22 protein-coding genes and 3 tRNA genes are annotated in these 15674 nt (G+C 50.3%); 21 read left to right on the top strand and 4 right to left on the bottom strand.

Annotated features, from left to right (window positions below; genetic code table 11):
• The first annotated feature begins 169 nt into the window (after positions 1-169).
• The 6 genes from uvrY (at position 170) to HV261_RS11790 (ending at position 3711) form a co-directional block, all read left to right on the top strand.
• Entirely contained in the window at positions 170-826 is a 657-nt protein-coding gene (uvrY, locus tag HV261_RS11765) for a UvrY/SirA/GacA family response regulator transcription factor (protein ID WP_137381533.1), read from the top strand.
• Positions 823-2655 carry an excinuclease ABC subunit UvrC gene (gene uvrC, locus HV261_RS11770; RefSeq protein WP_202038354.1) on the top strand — a complete coding sequence of 611 codons (1833 nt, stop codon included), beginning with the start codon at positions 823-825 and terminating at the stop codon, positions 2653-2655. The genes uvrY and uvrC overlap by 4 nt, the downstream gene beginning before the upstream one ends.
• A 55-nt stretch (positions 2656-2710) precedes the next feature.
• The gene (gene pgsA / locus HV261_RS11775; RefSeq protein WP_003030490.1) at positions 2711-3259 is read left to right on the top strand and encodes a CDP-diacylglycerol--glycerol-3-phosphate 3-phosphatidyltransferase; all 549 of its coding nucleotides are present in this window, start codon (positions 2711-2713) and stop codon (positions 3257-3259) included.
• 151 nt (positions 3260-3410) lie between these two features.
• Positions 3411-3486 (top strand) — tRNA-Gly (locus tag HV261_RS11780).
• A 52-nt stretch (positions 3487-3538) separates the two neighbouring features.
• Positions 3539-3612: transfer RNA gene (locus tag HV261_RS11785), tRNA-Cys, on the top strand.
• Positions 3613-3624: 12 nt separating this feature from the next.
• Positions 3625-3711, top strand: a tRNA-Leu gene (locus HV261_RS11790).
• A 127-nt stretch (positions 3712-3838) separates the two neighbouring features.
• On the opposite strand, the gene HV261_RS11795 is transcribed toward HV261_RS11790, so the two are convergent.
• Genes HV261_RS11795 through HV261_RS11810 form a run of 4 tightly spaced genes read right to left on the bottom strand, consistent with a single transcriptional unit; the run spans position 3839 to position 6794 of the window.
• Positions 3839-4846: a phage integrase gene (locus HV261_RS11795; RefSeq protein ID WP_039268413.1), complete on the bottom strand. Its 1008-nt coding sequence runs from the start codon at positions 4844-4846 to the stop codon at positions 3839-3841.
• Complete coding sequence (locus HV261_RS11800; protein WP_101701024.1) at positions 4843-5709, bottom strand: BRCT domain-containing protein; 867 nt, start codon at positions 5707-5709, stop codon at positions 4843-4845. Before HV261_RS11800 ends, HV261_RS11795 begins: the two co-directional genes overlap by 4 nt.
• A 16-nt stretch (positions 5710-5725) precedes the next feature.
• Positions 5726-6355 (bottom strand): membrane protein, encoded by a 630-nt coding sequence (locus tag HV261_RS11805; protein ID WP_039268412.1) that lies wholly within the window; start codon positions 6353-6355, stop codon positions 5726-5728.
• Between the two features lie 13 nt (positions 6356-6368).
• Positions 6369-6794, bottom strand: a complete 426-nt coding sequence (locus tag HV261_RS11810; protein ID WP_241024999.1) for a helix-turn-helix domain-containing protein — start codon at positions 6792-6794, stop codon at positions 6369-6371.
• Positions 6795-7068: 274 nt separating this feature from the next.
• Here HV261_RS11810 and HV261_RS11815 point away from each other — a divergent pair, with 274 nt between their 5' ends.
• From HV261_RS11815 to HV261_RS11885, 15 genes are all read left to right on the top strand, one after another.
• Entirely contained in the window at positions 7069-7272 is a 204-nt protein-coding gene (locus tag HV261_RS11815) for a hypothetical protein (protein WP_024142410.1), read from the top strand.
• Positions 7273-7342: 70 nt separating this feature from the next.
• Entirely contained in the window at positions 7343-7483 is a 141-nt protein-coding gene (locus HV261_RS11820; protein WP_239509506.1) for a DUF4761 family protein, read from the top strand.
• Positions 7473-7646, top strand: a complete 174-nt coding sequence (locus tag HV261_RS11825; RefSeq protein ID WP_202038355.1) for a hypothetical protein — start codon at positions 7473-7475, stop codon at positions 7644-7646. The genes HV261_RS11820 and HV261_RS11825 overlap by 11 nt, the downstream gene beginning before the upstream one ends.
• 12 nt (positions 7647-7658) lie before the next feature.
• Positions 7659-7892, top strand: a complete 234-nt coding sequence (locus tag HV261_RS11830; protein ID WP_016155217.1) for a phage filamentation protein Fil family protein — start codon at positions 7659-7661, stop codon at positions 7890-7892.
• A gap of 213 nt (positions 7893-8105) precedes the next feature.
• On the top strand, positions 8106-8378 hold the full coding sequence (locus tag HV261_RS11835; protein ID WP_202038356.1) for a hypothetical protein: 273 nt from the start codon (positions 8106-8108) through the stop codon (positions 8376-8378).
• Between the two features lie 67 nt (positions 8379-8445).
• Positions 8446-8670 carry a hypothetical protein gene (locus HV261_RS11840; RefSeq protein WP_202038357.1) on the top strand — a complete coding sequence of 75 codons (225 nt, stop codon included), beginning with the start codon at positions 8446-8448 and terminating at the stop codon, positions 8668-8670.
• Positions 8667-9218 carry a 3'-5' exonuclease gene (locus HV261_RS11845; protein ID WP_202038358.1) on the top strand — a complete coding sequence of 184 codons (552 nt, stop codon included), beginning with the start codon at positions 8667-8669 and terminating at the stop codon, positions 9216-9218. Before HV261_RS11840 ends, HV261_RS11845 begins: the two co-directional genes overlap by 4 nt.
• 10 nt (positions 9219-9228) lie before the next feature.
• On the top strand, positions 9229-10089 hold the full coding sequence (locus HV261_RS11850; RefSeq protein ID WP_326929141.1) for a DNA adenine methylase: 861 nt from the start codon (positions 9229-9231) through the stop codon (positions 10087-10089).
• Positions 10089-10286 (top strand): hypothetical protein, encoded by a 198-nt coding sequence (locus HV261_RS11855; RefSeq protein WP_199953257.1) that lies wholly within the window; start codon positions 10089-10091, stop codon positions 10284-10286. Before HV261_RS11850 ends, HV261_RS11855 begins: the two co-directional genes overlap by 1 nt.
• The gene (locus HV261_RS11860; RefSeq protein ID WP_199953258.1) at positions 10286-10555 is read left to right on the top strand and encodes a hypothetical protein; all 270 of its coding nucleotides are present in this window, start codon (positions 10286-10288) and stop codon (positions 10553-10555) included. Before HV261_RS11855 ends, HV261_RS11860 begins: the two co-directional genes overlap by 1 nt.
• The gene (locus tag HV261_RS11865; RefSeq protein WP_199953259.1) at positions 10555-10728 is read left to right on the top strand and encodes a hypothetical protein; all 174 of its coding nucleotides are present in this window, start codon (positions 10555-10557) and stop codon (positions 10726-10728) included. Before HV261_RS11860 ends, HV261_RS11865 begins: the two co-directional genes overlap by 1 nt.
• 10 nt (positions 10729-10738) lie before the next feature.
• On the top strand, positions 10739-11746 hold the full coding sequence (locus tag HV261_RS11870; RefSeq protein ID WP_202038359.1) for a DNA cytosine methyltransferase: 1008 nt from the start codon (positions 10739-10741) through the stop codon (positions 11744-11746).
• A complete protein-coding gene (locus tag HV261_RS11875) occupies positions 11739-14378 on the top strand; it encodes a replication endonuclease (RefSeq protein WP_202038360.1) in 2640 nt (879 codons plus the stop codon). The genes HV261_RS11870 and HV261_RS11875 overlap by 8 nt, the downstream gene beginning before the upstream one ends.
• Before the next feature lie 15 nt (positions 14379-14393).
• The gene (locus HV261_RS11880; RefSeq protein WP_016155223.1) at positions 14394-14609 is read left to right on the top strand and encodes a hypothetical protein; all 216 of its coding nucleotides are present in this window, start codon (positions 14394-14396) and stop codon (positions 14607-14609) included.
• Between the two features lie 104 nt (positions 14610-14713).
• On the top strand, positions 14714-15409 hold the full coding sequence (locus HV261_RS11885; RefSeq protein ID WP_202039689.1) for a DNA adenine methylase: 696 nt from the start codon (positions 14714-14716) through the stop codon (positions 15407-15409).
• The last annotated feature ends 265 nt before the right edge of the window (positions 15410-15674 follow it).

Below are 15674 nucleotides of genomic sequence, written 5' to 3' on the forward strand. Positions count from 1 at the left end.
CAAACGCCCTTCAACCGTGGAAGTTTCCACGGTTCGTACAATCTAATTTCCAAAAACGAGAGCAAAATCGAAAGTCGGGTGTTTTTTAGATTTCAAAGTTGAGATAAAACCCGTTAACATAGGACCGATTAACTATCGGTAGCGTTATCCCTATTCTGGAGATATTCCTTTGATCAACGTTTTTCTTGTTGATGACCACGAACTGGTGCGCGCAGGGATACGACGCATTCTGGAAGATATAAAAGGCATTAAAGTTGTCGGCGAGGCGTGCTGCGGCGAAGATGCGGTCAAATGGTGCCGCGCTAACGCTGTCGACGTTGTGCTGATGGACATGAATATGCCCGGTATTGGCGGTCTGGAGGCAACCCGCAAAATTGCGCGTTCCTCGGCGGACATTAAAGTGATCATGTTGACTGTTCATACCGAAAACCCGTTGCCGGCAAAAGTTATGCAGGCGGGAGCCGCGGGCTATCTCAGCAAGGGGGCCGCCCCTCAGGAAGTCGTGAGCGCGATTCGTTCGGTTTTTTCCGGACAGCGCTACATTGCTTCCGATATTGCTCAACAAATGGCGCTTAGCCAGATTGAGCCAGAGAAAACGGAAACCCCGTTTGCCAGTTTGTCTGAACGTGAATTGCAGATTATGCTGATGATCACCAAAGGCCAGAAGGTCAATGAGATCTCAGAACAACTGAATCTTAGTCCCAAAACAGTGAACAGCTACCGCTATCGAATGTTCAGTAAATTAAACATTCATGGCGATGTGGAGCTGACTCACCTGGCAATTCGCCATGGCCTGTGTAATGCGGAGACATTAACAAGCCTGTGACCGATCAGTTCGATGCTAAAGCGTTTCTGAAAACTGTGACCAGCCAGCCTGGCGTCTATCGTATGTACGATACCGCCGGGACGGTTATCTATGTCGGTAAAGCGAAAGACCTGAAAAAACGGCTCTCCAGCTATTTCCGCAGCAACCTCGCGTCGCGTAAAACCGAAGCGCTGGTGGCACAAATTCAGCAGATTGATGTCACGGTGACGCACACCGAAACTGAAGCATTATTGCTTGAGCACAATTACATCAAGCTGTACCAACCGCGCTATAACGTATTGCTGCGCGATGATAAATCCTATCCCTTTATTTTCCTCAGTGGCGATACCCATCCGCGCCTGGCGACGCATCGCGGTGCGAAGCATGCTAAAGGTGAATACTTTGGACCGTTTCCTAACGGTTACGCCGTCCGTGAAACACTGGCGCTATTGCAGAAGATTTTCCCAATACGTCAGTGCGAAAATAGCGTTTATCGCAACCGCTCGCGCCCGTGTTTGCAATATCAGATTGGCCGCTGCCTTGGGCCATGTGTTGCCGGTCTGGTGAGTGAAGAAGAGTACGCGCAGCAGGTCGACTATGTACGGCTGTTTTTATCCGGCAAAGACGATCAGGTGTTAACGCAACTGATCGCCCGGATGGAGAAGGCCAGCCAGAACCTTGAGTTTGAAGAGGCCGCGCGCATCCGTGACCAAATTCAGGCGGTTCGCCGCGTTACTGAAAAACAGTTTGTTTCCAATACTGGCGACGATCTGGATGTTATCGGCGTGGCATTTGATGCCGGAATGGCCTGCGTACACGTCTTGTTCATTCGTCAGGGCAAAGTGTTAGGCAGTCGCAGCTATTTTCCTAAAGTACCTGGGGGAACGGAACTGGGCGAGGTGGTTGAAACCTTCGTTGGGCAGTTCTATTTACAGGGTAGCCAGGTGCGTACCTTGCCTGGTGAGATCCTGCTTGATTTCAATCTTAGCGATAAGACGCTGTTGGCTGACTCTTTGTCTGAGCTGGCCGGGCGGAAGATTAACGTCCAGACGAAACCGCGAGGCGATCGCGCCCGATATTTGAAGCTGGCGCGTACCAATGCGGCTACGGCGTTAACCACCAAACTTTCTCAGCAGTCCACGATTACCCAACGTCTGACGGCTCTGGCATCCGTGCTGAAACTGCCTGCGGTGAAACGCATGGAGTGTTTTGACATTAGCCACACGATGGGCGAGCAGACCGTTGCCTCCTGCGTAGTTTTTGACGCTAACGGGCCGCTGCGCGCAGAGTATCGCCGCTATAACATTACGGGTATTACGCCGGGTGATGATTACGCGGCGATGAACCAGGTACTGCGTCGGCGTTACGGTAAGGCAATAGAAGAAAGTAAGATCCCGGATGTTATTTTGATCGACGGCGGTAAAGGCCAGCTAGGGCAGGCGAAAGCGGTTTTTGCTGAACTGGACGTGCCCTGGGATAAACAGCACCCTCTGTTACTGGGGGTGGCAAAAGGGGCAGATCGTAAAGCCGGCCTGGAAACCCTGTTTTTTGAACCGGAAGGCGAGGGGTTTAGCCTGCCGCCGGACTCCCCAGCGTTGCACGTGATTCAGCATATCCGCGATGAGTCTCACGATCACGCCATCAGCGGACACCGTAAAAAACGGGCGAAGGTGAAAAGCACCAGCACGCTGGAAACCATCGAAGGCGTTGGACCTAAGCGCCGACAAATGTTGCTGAAATATATGGGGGGTTTGCAAGGGCTTCGTAACGCCAGTGTCGAAGAAATTGCAAAAGTGCCGGGTATTTCGCAAGCTCTGGCAGAAAAGATCTTCTACTCGTTGAAACATTAGGCCCTCTGTAGCAACATAGGGGTAATTTCACTGACAACAGATAGTTATCCGTCATATGCAATTTAATATCCCTACATTGCTCACGCTGTTTCGCGTCATTCTGATCCCATTCTTTGTATTGGCGTTTTATCTGCCATTCACCTGGGCTCCCTTCGTTTGTGCGCTGATTTTCTGTATCGCAGCCGTTACCGACTGGTTTGACGGTTTTCTGGCGCGCCGCTGGAACCAAAGCACGCGTTTCGGGGCGTTCCTCGATCCGGTGGCAGATAAGGTTCTGGTGGCTATCGCGATGGTGCTGGTGACGGAGCACTACCACAGCTGGTGGGTGACATTGCCTGCCGCCACGATGATCGCGCGTGAAATTATCATTTCAGCGCTGCGTGAATGGATGGCAGAACTTGGCAAGCGTAGTAGCGTGGCGGTGTCGTGGATCGGTAAAGTCAAAACGACATCGCAAATGGCGGCGCTGGCATGGCTGCTGTGGCGTCCAAATATCTGGGTAGAGTATGCCGGGATTGCACTTTTCTTTGTCGCCGCAATTCTGACTTTATGGTCAATGTTCCAGTATTTGAGCGCTGCACGGGGAGATTTGCTTGATCAGTGATCGTTTCGCCGCAAATTTCAGCAAACGATCGTCAGTGGTGAAAAATATCGTTGACTCATTGCGTCAGGTAAGTAGAATGCAACGCATCGAACGGCAGCACTGATTGCCAGACGATAACAAAATCAAGTGATTAACAAAGTTACTTGGTGATGCGGGAATAGCTCAGTTGGTAGAGCACGACCTTGCCAAGGTCGGGGTCGCGAGTTCGAGTCTCGTTTCCCGCTCCAAATTTAAAACATCGGCATTTGCGGATGTTTGGCTGTAAAGCCAGAAGATTTCGGCGCGTTAGCAAAGCGGTTATGTAGCGGATTGCAAATCCGTCTAGTCCGGTTCGACTCCGGAACGCGCCTCCAATTTCTTCCCGAGCCCGGATGGTGGAATCGGTAGACACAAGGGATTTAAAATCCCTCGGCGTTCGCGCTGTGTGGGTTCAAGTCCCACTCCGGGTACCATGGGAAAGAATAGAATAATCAAAGCAATAAGCAGTGTCGTGAAACCACCTACGGGTGGTTTTTTGTTTTTGTCGTTTGCCAGTGGCAGCAAAATGGCAGCAGCGTGGCAGCATATTTTTGTGTTTGTCTATTTTGCCTCTTGGCGGTTATCGAACGGGTTAAGTGCTACCGCAGCATCAAGGTGGTTTGGGGCAAAATGCGCATACCTCATTGTCATCATGATCGTGCTGTGCCCGAGAATTTGCTGTAACACCAAAATATTCCCACCTCGCATCATGAAGTGACTCGCGAATGTATGACGTAGTACATGGGTACGCTGTCCTTTGGGTAGCTCTATACCTGCGCGTGCGAGAGCTGCCTTAAAAGCCTCGTATGCGGGTGAGAAGAGGGCACCACGCTTTTTAGGGAGCATCGCCTGTAGTTGTTGTGAAATTGGCACTGTGCGGTTCTTCTTGCTTTTGGTTTGCGTAAACGTCAGACGACCAGGAAGGATTTGAGATTGCTTTAAGTCTTGAGCCTCGCTCCATCGTGCACCGGTCGCCAGACAAATCCGTACGATAATCCCTAAATCTTTATTTGCGGACTGGTCGCATGCTGCAAGCAATCGGTCAATTTCTTCCTCATACAGAAAAGCCAGCTCCTGATCACCTTCTTTGAACTGCCTGATTCCAGACAGCGGGTTATCTCCTTCCCATTCCCCCAGCCGCTTCATTTCCGAGAATACTGCATGCAGATAAGACTGCTCGCGGTTTACTGTCGCTTCACTCAGCTTCTTCTTGCCTTTCTGATTCCATTCACCACTCAAACGCCGTTCCCGGTATACAGCGAAAGTGTTTTTATCAAAGTGAGAAGCCAATGGATCACCAAGACGTTCGCATATGGCCAGTAGTTTCACCTTTCTTTCATCACCAGATGAGAGCGTTTTGCCATGCATCTCGTACCAGCGTTCAACGAATGCCGAAAGAGTCACAGCGCTGTCGTTTACCGGCTGGTTTGCAGCGTTATTCATTAAACGGCGCTCATGGGAGAGCGCCTCACCTTTGGTAGCAAATTGCTTACGTATGCGTTTCCCATCACGCCCGTAAGGGAAGCACTGACAAAGCCATTTACCGGAGGGTAGTTTTCGGACGGTCAATTACTCACCTCTGCATCATCATCAGATCCTGCATACGCGAGTGAAATGAACATTTCCGCAGCGTTATCAAGATGTGCATAGGTTGATGTAAATTCGATATCTCGACACCTACAGACGAATGGGCGCGTTTGATTTTCTGGTTGGAAGGATAAACTTACAACTGGAGTTTTGCGTGGTTTACCATTTTTGAAAAAGTCACAGACATCCAAACGATTGCAAAGGCCTGCATCATCTTGATAAGTAGCAACATGCCACCCCATACCATGAAGTGTATCGGCAAATGCTAAATGCACTTCTTCGATATTTTTATATAAGCCAACGGAGTATTGTTTTTTCTTACTCTCATTACGTTTTCTTGGCAGGGATGGGAGCCTTGCTACACCAGGTATTTCAATTTTTTCCAAGCTGAATGTTTTTACCGGGTGAGTCGGAGATGATAGGTCCGCTGCTCGCAGCGTAAAGTTATCAAGCAATGTCAGAGGAAGGATATCTCTTGCTGCTCCGGATCGTTCACCTCCGTGATAAATGATTGATAAATTATCTTTGGTATCAATTGACGACCAGATCAGGTCCAGAAGAGGGTGTTCATCATGGATTGTAAATGTTGGTGTATTGCCCTTTTGACCTTCTATATTTTGCGCATCCGACAAGGGGGATAGGTTTAGAAATTGCTCGGTCGACAGCACCTCTGAACCTTGCTGAGATGCCTTTTTTATTTTGCTCGGACCAGCATTTTCACCGCAACAGAGATAGTTAAGATCCTTGGTGACATCACTTCTAACGACATATCCACGAGCCTTAGCAATTTCAATAAGCTCATTTTTGTCTTTTTTCCCAAAACCTGTAAAACAAATAGTCCTCATATAAAACCCCACGAAGTCAGAAAAATAATGAACCTAACAGGAAACCAATTAAGAAGATGACAATGAATTCTTTAGCGTGGGATCGCAGCAATGTAGTGACATCCAATGGAGAGTGATTCTCTCTCGGGGGAGAAGGCGGAATATCTTGTGTTTGCTGGTCCAGCCACGATAAACACATTTGAAGCTGGTTGCGTGTTAGGTCATTCAGTCGACCAGTTCCGAAGTTAACATGGCAATAACGAATCAGTTTCTGCCTCAATTCGCTGTCTTCACTATTTCGAAGGAGAAGGCTAACAAGTGCTTTACTTGCATCTTTATCCTTAGCGCGTTCGAGCATGGACTGCAAAAAGCTAACTGCAGTCTGATATTGGTTGACGGTCATTTCTTCGATACTCGAAACGCCAATCTCTGCATGCAGCTTTTGCCAGATCTCATATGCTTCATTGCCGTAGGAATCAGAAACAAGTGCTACTAGGGCATTAAGTTCTTTTCTCTGCGCCCTAACCAAAGGACGCTCATCGTGAGTATCTGAGGGAATCGCAATGTTGATGGTGTGACGACCATCAAATTTATCGATCTGAACGCGGTTTTCTGTGAAGTCGCGTCCAGCGGTGCGGTTTTGATCTCCAGAGGAATTCACTTCCATACTGCTTCCCTATTTATTTTTTTTCGTTGTAATCCCTGCCAGCCACTCGGTTCCCATTTCCTGACACATTGACTGAGTTTGAGACGGAGTTGCCAGCCGTTAAGGCTGCAAATACAGCAGCTTTGATGGCTAATGGGGCGTTTCTGAAATGATTAATTAGATCATGCTCGTCCCGTGTTAGTGCAACACCACCAGATTCTTGCCCTGTCAAAATGAACTGGACGTTAGCCCCATTGAGGGCGAAGGAACACAAAACATTGCCGCCGGGAACGGCAGCGCCTCGCTCATACTTCCCCCAAATTTCTCTGGATATACCGCAAAGTTCTGCAATGGAGGCTTGATTAAAGCCCAATCTTTTCCGTTCATTTTTCAATCTGATAGCGCATTGAGAATCAAAGTTCATAAAACACCGTTTGACAATGAGAACTACTGTTCTCATAATGTTTTCCACAGACACTTAGCAGATCACAATATACCACTATGACACAAGCACAAAACACACAGCGGGCGCGTACGCCCAAAAACAGCGTAGCGGGAGGGTCTTTACCGCTACGTCTGTCACCTGAAGAACGCACTGAAATTGAAGCAATGGCAGAGGCTGAATGTCGATCTGCTTCAAACATGGTTCGCATAGTTTTTTTGCGCGGGCTTGAGTGCATGAAATCCACACATTTTCCGCAATCTGGTAACTGATACTAGCGTGTGAGGTAGAAATGACGGGCGTGACCATCAATATGAATGTTGCTGCTCCTTATGTATCTCTCAAGGAGTATTCCAGACTAACCGGCATTCCATTTGACACATGCAGGTTAATGGTTCGCGACGGAAGGATAATTATCAGGCCTAAAGAGCTATCAGGGGGCAAGGTGGAAGTAAACATGATAGCCATGCTCAAGGATGCCATTGCAAACAGTTGACAGGAAAATCATGAATCAGCTAATCCAACTGAGTCGACACAATTATGTGTATCGGGGATTCACTATCCACATGTGTCCTAAAAACTCCAGAACAATGCAGCGCGCATATCGCGTGATGAATGATGGGAATTATTTCGGCAGAGACTTTGCATTAGCAGAGGCAATGCGAACCATTGATAAACTAAAAAATGGTGGAAGAAATGAAACTTGAAATGGCTATCGGGCTTTTTATTATTGCCGTGTTTGTTTTGAGCCTGATTCAGATCCTGATAAGAATGCACTGTAAAAAGATAAACCAGAAAAAAGATAAAGCATTATCTGAATTTAGGTCTCGACGTGAAGAAGTGGAGCGCAAGGCGCGCAGACAATTGTAATAGGGGCATTTTATGAACGATAACACGCCATCACTTGCCAGCCTGTTAAAGCATGGTTGCCAGGTTACGCATTACAGTAACACTCGCGGATGGATCGAAACTCCTGACGGACGTTTCTTTAAGCCAGAACCTAATAAGGTTCGTTTTATTAAAGAAATGAATAAACCGTTTGTTTATACGGCAAAAATAAATAAGGGTTTATTGAGTGCTGTAATCCACCTTTTTAAAAAGTGTGGCTGCAAATGAGTCTGATCGGAGCGCACCAGCTTTCGCAAGCTACCCAGCAAGCAATGCGGAAAGCTCGAAGAGTTAGAGTGGCAAAGGCGGAACTTGCGCTACTGCGGATTCAATCGCTTCTTGGCCTGAGTGATAACGAGCTGGTGTATGCCGCTAAAAGAGTGGCAGAACTGGATGTAGTTGCTGAACCATGTATGCCACCAAACAAACCATGAGGTTTATATGTTTACAGAAGAGAAAACATCGTGGGAACGGGAAATGCTGATTCGCGAAGCGGTAGAAAACGCGGAGAAAGGCTTTATTGTTAATTTAAAAAATGGTGCGCGCATTGTTGTAACGCCTGACAGCCCATCAATTGATTTAATCATTTATGGACTTGAAAAAACAATTCGCGGGAATCATGAGCGGGCGCGAATGACATTTATTGATTTTCTTTATTACTGGCACGAAAGGTTGTTTAAACAGGTTAAAAGAAAACCTCGTCCTAACCACTAATTAAGCAGGCTTAAATTAACGGCATTCATTTTGCCGGGGGTTCGTTTTGCCTTTTTCAGGAGGTTGCATGTCGGTTAAGTCAATAAAGCTGGATACCGAAATAAGTGATCCGGAGTTTGTAGAGATAAGCACCAATGCACGAAAACACGAGCGCGCCCACCTTTTGGGGCTGCTTCGTATTTTTGTCGGCCAGCTGAAAAAGGAAAGCGCCACACCAGAAGAGATTTATTCATCAGTCGAGCGGTGGATCGTCAGCCGCGAATTAACCATTAACGAGGGTAACAAACAATGAATAACTTCATGTTAGATATTCGCGCGCTGGGGAAAGCGCCTGATTCGCCGATCTTTGCTATTGAGTGCGTTTTCTTCGAGCCCTCGACAGGTCAGATTGGTCCGCAGTTCTATCGCGCCATAAATATCAGGACGGTAGGGGGCATTTATCCTGAGGCTGTTTTGCAGCTCATGAAGGGAGATAACGCGCAGCGCGCTGAAGTTATTAGTGCAACTTGTAGCGAGATTGACGCCATACGGTCCGCCTGCAAGTTTATTAACACCACTGCATCAAAACACGAAAAACTCTATTGCTGGTCTGCGAACAATACAGCTGATGTGGCTACGTTGGCTCATGCTCTCTCCCGCTATGGCATCCCAGACCAGCTTCTGCCGCCTTTCGAAATTCGCCATCTCTCTACGTTAATCCACATCGCTGGTATCACCGGATATACACCACATCCGCGCCGTTCTACAGCGACTTACATGCTGACAGATGCTGTTTATCGCGCTGAGCAGGTTTGCGAGATTTGGCAACGCCTGACCTCCCCACACCTCGAATCGTTGTGAGGGCAAGATAATGATCAGATCACCAATCAAATGGGCGGGCGGTAAAGCTCGCGTTATGTCGCAACTGCTGGAGCATTTGCCGGAGGCCGATTGTCTGATTGAGCCATTTGTAGGAAGCGGAACCGTATTTATGAATACGGATTACCGCCGCTATATTCTTTGCGATAGCAATCGCGCGCTGATCAATTTTTTCCGTGTGGTCACGATGGATGCCGAACGCCTGATCAACATCACGAGATCGATGTTTCATGGCGATAACACCGAAGATCGTTACTACGCACGAAGGACGCTTTTTAACTCCATGCAGTGGAGTGATACCTCTAGGCCTGATCAGGCTTTGCTGTATGCCGCATTATTTCTGTATCTGAACCGCCATGGATTTAACGGGCTGTATCGCACTAATCTGAGGGGGGAATTTAACGTTCCATTCGGTAAATATGCCGCGCCTTACTTTCCTGAAAAGGAAGTGCGCCTGTTTGCTGAAAAGGCAAACGACACAAACGCCGTTTTCATCCATTGCGACTTTCGCCATTCCATTCGCTACATCGTGGAACTGGATTTTGACAAAGTCATTTACTGCGATCCGCCATACATTCCAGCCAGTGAAACCGCCAACTTCACCGCTTACGGTAAGCCATTCACCCTGGACGATCATCGTGAGCTGGTTAAAGCCTTGCTGGATGTCAATCGCCAGCATGGCATCCGCTCGATCATCTCAAACAGCGACACGCCTGATACCCGCGAAATTTATTCCGCCTTCAACCTTCACTCCCTGAGTGTCCGCCGTTCCGTGAGTGCCAAAAGCCGCGATATGGCTGGCGAGGTGATCGGTGTACTCCGCATATCTCGCAAATTTAAAGAGGTGGCGTGATGGTCATTGATTCCATTCTGTGTCAGCTGGTCAGGCATGAAGAAGACGGTATTCCGGGTCTGAATATGCTTGTCGAAACCATGGGCGAGATTGAAATAGTTTGGTTTTGCCCTGCGGAAAAGGTGGGCCTTAAAGGCTTGTGGGTGCACTGGCACCAGGTGGCTTTTTACGGGTTTGATGAAGGGGTGCCGTTCTGATGAGCAAGCCTGTCTGGATGGCGGTAGATCCCGCCGAAGAGTCTGGAGATTACACAGCAGTAACAGCGATGGTTTACCGCATAACTGGCCGTCAGCAATACCACACCTTCACCCTGATTGATTTTAGGGCATTCATCCTGGATGCAAACGTTCCGATCTCCAGATCATGTGTATCCGGTATAGGTAGCGATGATCAGGGCATTAAGAGGGGTTGCCTTGTACGGCTGCAACTCGTTCAAGAAGACCCTGACGAGGAGTTGCCATTCTGATGAATACCGTTGATGCAGTAGTAACTCGCGTACTCGACGTTCGTCCATACCGTGATTTCTGGATCGTTGAGGTGGAGGTGTTGAGCTGGGGCAGGTACAGCAGCACAACCATTATCCGTGATACCGAAAAAGACGCCCGGCAGGTTAAGCCCGGCGACACCGAGACGGTGTAGGTGGTGCGCGATGACGGCTTATTACAACGAAATCGACCCTCATGCAGCGCAGCATCTGCGCAATTTAATCGACGCCGGCCATATAGCGCCTGGTGTTGTTGATACACGCTCAATTGAGGATGTAACCCCCAATGATCTCAAAGGTTTCAGACAATGCCATTTCTTCGCCGGAATTGGCGGATGGTCACTCGCATTACGTCGCGCAGGCTGGCCCGATGATCGTCCTGCATGGACAGCATCATGCCCTTGCCAACCTTTCAGCGCGGCAGGCAAAGGACTTGGGTTTGCTGACGAGCGGCACTTATGGCCCTCCGCACATTGGCTTATCGGCCAGCGCCGCCCTGTCGTGGTATTTGGCGAGCAATCTGGAAGCGCTTACGCGAGCTACTGGATCGACCTTGTTCAAGCTGACGTGGAAGCCCTGGGCTATGCCTTCGGGGCGACTGCGTTTCCGTCTGCGAGCGTCGGCGCGCCGCACCAGCGAGACCGTGCTTATTGGGTGGCCGACGCCGCTTGCCAGCAATGGAAGAGGGGCGGGGAATTTCAAACGACAGGGGGGGGTGAACCTTCAGACAGCAGCATTATTAGCCGGATGGACAACACCAAGTGCGACAGATGGAGTGCGGGGCGGATCGGGGATCACTCCTGGAATGACGGGCAGCTCACTTACGCAGATGGTGAAAATGGCAGCATGGCCAACGCCGACGACAAGCAACGACCGTTCACCATGCCCGCAGGAAGCTATGCGGACGTATCGCGACAATGGAACAAAAATACAGAAGCGGCTTCAGGATGTGGCAGCGCTTTGCGGCCCGGCCCGCTTAACGGTTTCTGGCGAGATGCTGATTGGCTCATCTGCCAAGATGGAAAGTGGAGGCCAGTTGTCCCCGGATCATTCCCGTTGGCTAATGGGGTTCCCGCCAGAGTGGGAAGACTGCGCACCTACGGAAACGCCATCAATGTTGAAGCGGCAACAGCGTTCATAAAAGCTTACATGGCGACGGTGAGTTATGTCTGATCTCGCCGCGTTAGCATGGGAATGGAATACCAAACGGCAGGCCATCAATCCCAACAAAGCCGACGATTCAGCGATTGAATATCTCACCCCAAAAGGTGAGCGCAAGGCGCTCGCTTATGGTGATCTTGTTGATGCTGTTTATCGTGCCCCCATGCGCCCGCGCGAGAGTGATGCACGAGAGGTATTTGACCGCAAAGGCCGTGCTAACTACCTCCGCCGCAGGGTGCAAAGTCTCCCGGCATTTATCCGCAAGCGCTTCGCCCAGCATCTTGAAAACCTCGATCGTAACAAGCCAAAAGATGTAATGCGCTGGTTGTTCGGCACGTTCGAACGCCATGTTTTACGTCGCGTGGATGCGGTAAATGCGCAATACCTGCCACAAAGTACGCTTCCTGCAATTCTTTTACCGCTGCGTGATGACTTTCACCTGTTGCCGTGGGCGGACAAAAAGCGCCTGAAAAGACTGGGGTATAAGCTTGCTAACTTGATGAAAAGCGAGTTTATGCGCGAGTTTGATTTTCAGTATGAACAAACATCTGATCTCGATTTTTCGTCGATTTACGCATACGGGGCTATAGCGAGCAAGGCGGCGACGCTCAATATCGCGATCCCCGGATGGGCGCGTTATTGCGATGAAGAGTTGGACGCCGACGAGGCGCTGCGTGCCGCTGGCAGACTTCATTCCGAAAAATGGTGGCTTAACAAAATCCGCCGTATCCATGACTGCTGGCGCGAACATCTTATGATCGCGACCGGCTATGTCAGCAAAGTGGCTTCACCATATTGCTCTGATCCATGCTTCAGGGAATGGGTTGCGCAGAAAAAAGCGAACTTCGAATTCCTTCAGGCGATGGAGCTGGAAGACCAGGACACCGGCGAGCGCAGCTCATTACTGGATAAGGTGATGGGTAGTGTTTCCAACCCGAAGATCGCGCGGCATGAGCTGATGGTGCGCATGCGCGGGTTTGAGGATATGGCGAATGAAATGGGGCTGGTTGGCATGTTCTATACGCTGACAGCGCCGTCGCGTTACCACTCAACACATGTCCAGTCAGGCAGACGAAACGATAAGTACCAGCACGCCAGCCCGCGTCAGACGCAAAAATACCTTTGCAAAGTCTGGGCGCGCGTCAGAGCCAAATGGAGTCGCGAAGGTATTCGCACGTTTGGTTTTCGTGTTGCAGAGCCTCACCACGATGGAACCCCTCACTGGCATCTGTTGCTTTTCCTCCGTCCTGAGGAAGTAGAGTATGCAACAGCCATTTTCCGCAAACACGCCATGAAAGAGGACGGTAACGAGAAAGGTGCTTCAGAGCACCGTTTTACTGTTACGCCGATGGACGAGCAATTTGGGTCTGCAACAGGCTATATCGCGAAATACATCTCGAAAAACATCGATGGCTACGGCATGGATGGTGAAGTGGATCTTGAGTCAGGCCAGCCGATCAGGGAGATGGCAAAGCGTGTACGCGCCTGGGCTTCACGCTGGAATATCCGCCAGTTTCAGCAGATTGGCGGTGCGCCCGTTACCACCTGGCGCGAATTGCGCCGGTTAGGTAGTCGCGAGCTGGTATTACATCCGGAACTGGAAGCGGCACGGGCAGCAGCCGATGCGCCAGACTGGCCGGGATACACCAACGCTCAGGGCGGGCCATTTGTCGCGCGCGATTGCCTGCGCGTTCGGCTTAACTATGAATTCACCGAAAATGGCAATGATTATGGGGACACGGTCGCCAAAATTACTGGCGTTTATTGCCCTTATACGGGCAGCGAATCAGTCATTTTTACCCGCACCACCGATTACAAGATTGTGCCGAAGCGGAAGCCGTCGCCGGTCGAGATTTTGACCTTAGAAGGCCGCGCAGCGGCCCCTCGGAGTTCTGTCAATAACTGTACGGAGCGCTCCGGAACGGACGAAAAACCACCGTTAAAAGTGGCGGTGCCAGCTGGTACCACACCGTCAAAACCGGCGATGCATGCCGGTATTGATCACCCGGACAGTCAAATGACAGAACTTCCGCTGAATATCGAAGATTTGCGCCGATATTCACGCCAGCAGCGGCAGGAAATCACCAGCAGACTGAAAAACTTTGGCCGCGAAAGCTCAGATCAAGCCTTCGAGCGTACCGCGCGCGGCCTGCGCACGTCTGTTGATGATGAAACTGCGTTGACGTGGGGGCCAAAAGTGGCCGCTGCGAAAGATATGAGCCTGACACCGGAAGAGGCAGAACAGCGTTGGCGCGAACAACTGCGGGTCGAAGCGGAGCGGCGTGCGGATAACTATGCCGCCGCAGTTGCGGAATACCAGAAGAAAAAAGCCGAAGCGGCACTGCGACAGGTACAGCAAAGGGATGCTGCGAAACAAGACGGCGTTAGCCAGGAAACCATCGCCAGCATCGGCGCTCAGCTGCGTAGTTGCAGGATTTTCGTCAGCGATGACGTTGTGAGGTCGGTTGCTGGCGGCGCCCGCGTTCGCCATGGCGGCGGACTGATCGCCATGAGCAATGGCCGGTTGCAGGAAGTGAAGGCATGGCGTGCCGGTGAGAAAGATAAACCGACGTCTGAATACATGGCGGTGTGTGACCTGGTCACGCGCTGGAAGAAGGCGGCTAAACGAAAAAGCCGGGATTGATGCTAAGGAGCGAAAATGAAATCAAGTTATATCAGCTACTTCGAAGGGTACGACGCAGAAGGGCACATTGTTTATAACGGCAATGGATCAGTAACCGTTGAGCATGGGGCGGGGCAATGTGTCAACCCAGAGGAGCTTAAAGACCAGCATTGCGCTTATATCCTGGAAAAAGCTAAGCAGACCAACAGCCTTGTCACCAGGATTGTGATCAAAAACCTGATGAAGCTGTGAGAGCGCTGGTCTGCCATGGTCACTTTTGGCTGTGCTGGCCATTCTATCGAGCGCCGTCATTTTTGGCGGTGCTGCAGGTTTGTTTTTTTTGGAGCAAGAAAGTTATGAGCTATCTGGGAAGTAAAGCGGCGAGTGGGGTTTATCAAAAGATTATTGCTGAAATGCCGCCACATGATACCTACATTGAAACGCATCTGGGCAGTGGTGCGGTAATGTTTTACAAGCCACTCGCAGCCAGGACGATTGGAATTGATGTCGATGAAAATGCCTTCAAATTAACGCGGAATCGCTGGGCAGAGATGGGAGAGACTCCGCCCCCGCTGCATCTTTATCACGGAGATGCTGTAGGCTTTCTGGAAAGAGAAGACTTTACTCAACATGGCCGCGTGCTGGTCTATTCCGATCCTCCCTATCTGCCAGAAACGCGCACCAGTCGCGCCCGCTACCGTCATGAGTATACCGTTGCCGATCATGAGCGTCTGTTAGCCTGCCTCATGAGCTTGCCGGAGAACGTCAGCGTGATCCTTTCTGGCTATCCGTCGTGGCTTTATGACGAAACGTTAGTGGGCTGGCGCAGCAAAGAATTTCAGGCAATGACGCGCGGCGGGGTGAGGACGGAGAAAATCTGGATGAACTACCAGGAGGGGCGTGCTTATTCGCATACTTTTGCAGGCAAAAATTACAATGATCGCTATCGAATCAAGCGAAAAGCGCAGCGCTGGAAGGAGAAATTTGCAGCGTTACCGCCCGCCGAGCGCCTGGCGATCATGGTGGCGCTCGGCGAGGTTGATCAGGTGTAAAAATGGGGCCGCGCGGATGCAAAAAGATGCACAAATTTGCACAATTTTTGAAACAACGTTTTTTACATGCCGCCCCAGCACTGGCGGGGCCTGGGCGGCCTGCACAAAGTGCACAAAAAGAGGTCGGTTTAGCGCGCAGGCGAGGCGGGGGAGCAAGCGCGCGCAAAGGGGGTCAGGCAGGGGGTCATATCCTTCGCCATTCGCCGCCTGCTGGGCGCTCATGTTGATGGTTGAGCAAAGCGGCGGCGCGAGAGAAGTCGCGCCA

The sequence above is a fragment of the Citrobacter sp. RHBSTW-00671 genome (assembly GCF_014103415.1).
GTDB lineage: Bacteria > Pseudomonadota > Gammaproteobacteria > Enterobacterales > Enterobacteriaceae > Citrobacter.

What these genes read in the sequence shown, in the direction of transcription:
- pgsA (WP_003030490.1), top strand. Translation starts at nt 2,711, where the DNA reads ATGCAATTTAATATCCCTACATTGCTCACGCTGTTTCGCGTCATTCTG.
- HV261_RS11800 (WP_101701024.1), bottom strand. Translation starts at nt 5,709, where the DNA reads ATGAGGACTATTTGTTTTACAGGTTTTGGGAAAAAAGACAAAAATGAG.
- HV261_RS11805 (WP_039268412.1), bottom strand. Translation starts at nt 6,355, where the DNA reads ATGGAAGTGAATTCCTCTGGAGATCAAAACCGCACCGCTGGACGCGAC.
- HV261_RS11810 (WP_241024999.1), bottom strand. Translation starts at nt 6,794, where the DNA reads ATGAGAACAGTAGTTCTCATTGTCAAACGGTGTTTTATGAACTTTGAT.
- HV261_RS11815 (WP_024142410.1), top strand. Translation starts at nt 7,069, where the DNA reads ATGACGGGCGTGACCATCAATATGAATGTTGCTGCTCCTTATGTATCT.
- HV261_RS11820 (WP_239509506.1), top strand. Translation starts at nt 7,343, where the DNA reads ATGTGTCCTAAAAACTCCAGAACAATGCAGCGCGCATATCGCGTGATG.
- HV261_RS11825 (WP_202038355.1), top strand. Translation starts at nt 7,473, where the DNA reads ATGAAACTTGAAATGGCTATCGGGCTTTTTATTATTGCCGTGTTTGTT.
- HV261_RS11830 (WP_016155217.1), top strand. Translation starts at nt 7,659, where the DNA reads ATGAACGATAACACGCCATCACTTGCCAGCCTGTTAAAGCATGGTTGC.
- HV261_RS11835 (WP_202038356.1), top strand. Translation starts at nt 8,106, where the DNA reads ATGTTTACAGAAGAGAAAACATCGTGGGAACGGGAAATGCTGATTCGC.
- HV261_RS11840 (WP_202038357.1), top strand. Translation starts at nt 8,446, where the DNA reads ATGTCGGTTAAGTCAATAAAGCTGGATACCGAAATAAGTGATCCGGAG.
- HV261_RS11845 (WP_202038358.1), top strand. Translation starts at nt 8,667, where the DNA reads ATGAATAACTTCATGTTAGATATTCGCGCGCTGGGGAAAGCGCCTGAT.
- HV261_RS11850 (WP_326929141.1), top strand. Translation starts at nt 9,229, where the DNA reads ATGATCAGATCACCAATCAAATGGGCGGGCGGTAAAGCTCGCGTTATG.
- HV261_RS11855 (WP_199953257.1), top strand. Translation starts at nt 10,089, where the DNA reads ATGGTCATTGATTCCATTCTGTGTCAGCTGGTCAGGCATGAAGAAGAC.
- HV261_RS11860 (WP_199953258.1), top strand. Translation starts at nt 10,286, where the DNA reads ATGAGCAAGCCTGTCTGGATGGCGGTAGATCCCGCCGAAGAGTCTGGA.
- HV261_RS11865 (WP_199953259.1), top strand. Translation starts at nt 10,555, where the DNA reads ATGAATACCGTTGATGCAGTAGTAACTCGCGTACTCGACGTTCGTCCA.
- HV261_RS11870 (WP_202038359.1), top strand. Translation starts at nt 10,739, where the DNA reads ATGACGGCTTATTACAACGAAATCGACCCTCATGCAGCGCAGCATCTG.
- HV261_RS11875 (WP_202038360.1), top strand. Translation starts at nt 11,739, where the DNA reads ATGTCTGATCTCGCCGCGTTAGCATGGGAATGGAATACCAAACGGCAG.
- HV261_RS11880 (WP_016155223.1), top strand. Translation starts at nt 14,394, where the DNA reads ATGAAATCAAGTTATATCAGCTACTTCGAAGGGTACGACGCAGAAGGG.
- HV261_RS11885 (WP_202039689.1), top strand. Translation starts at nt 14,714, where the DNA reads ATGAGCTATCTGGGAAGTAAAGCGGCGAGTGGGGTTTATCAAAAGATT.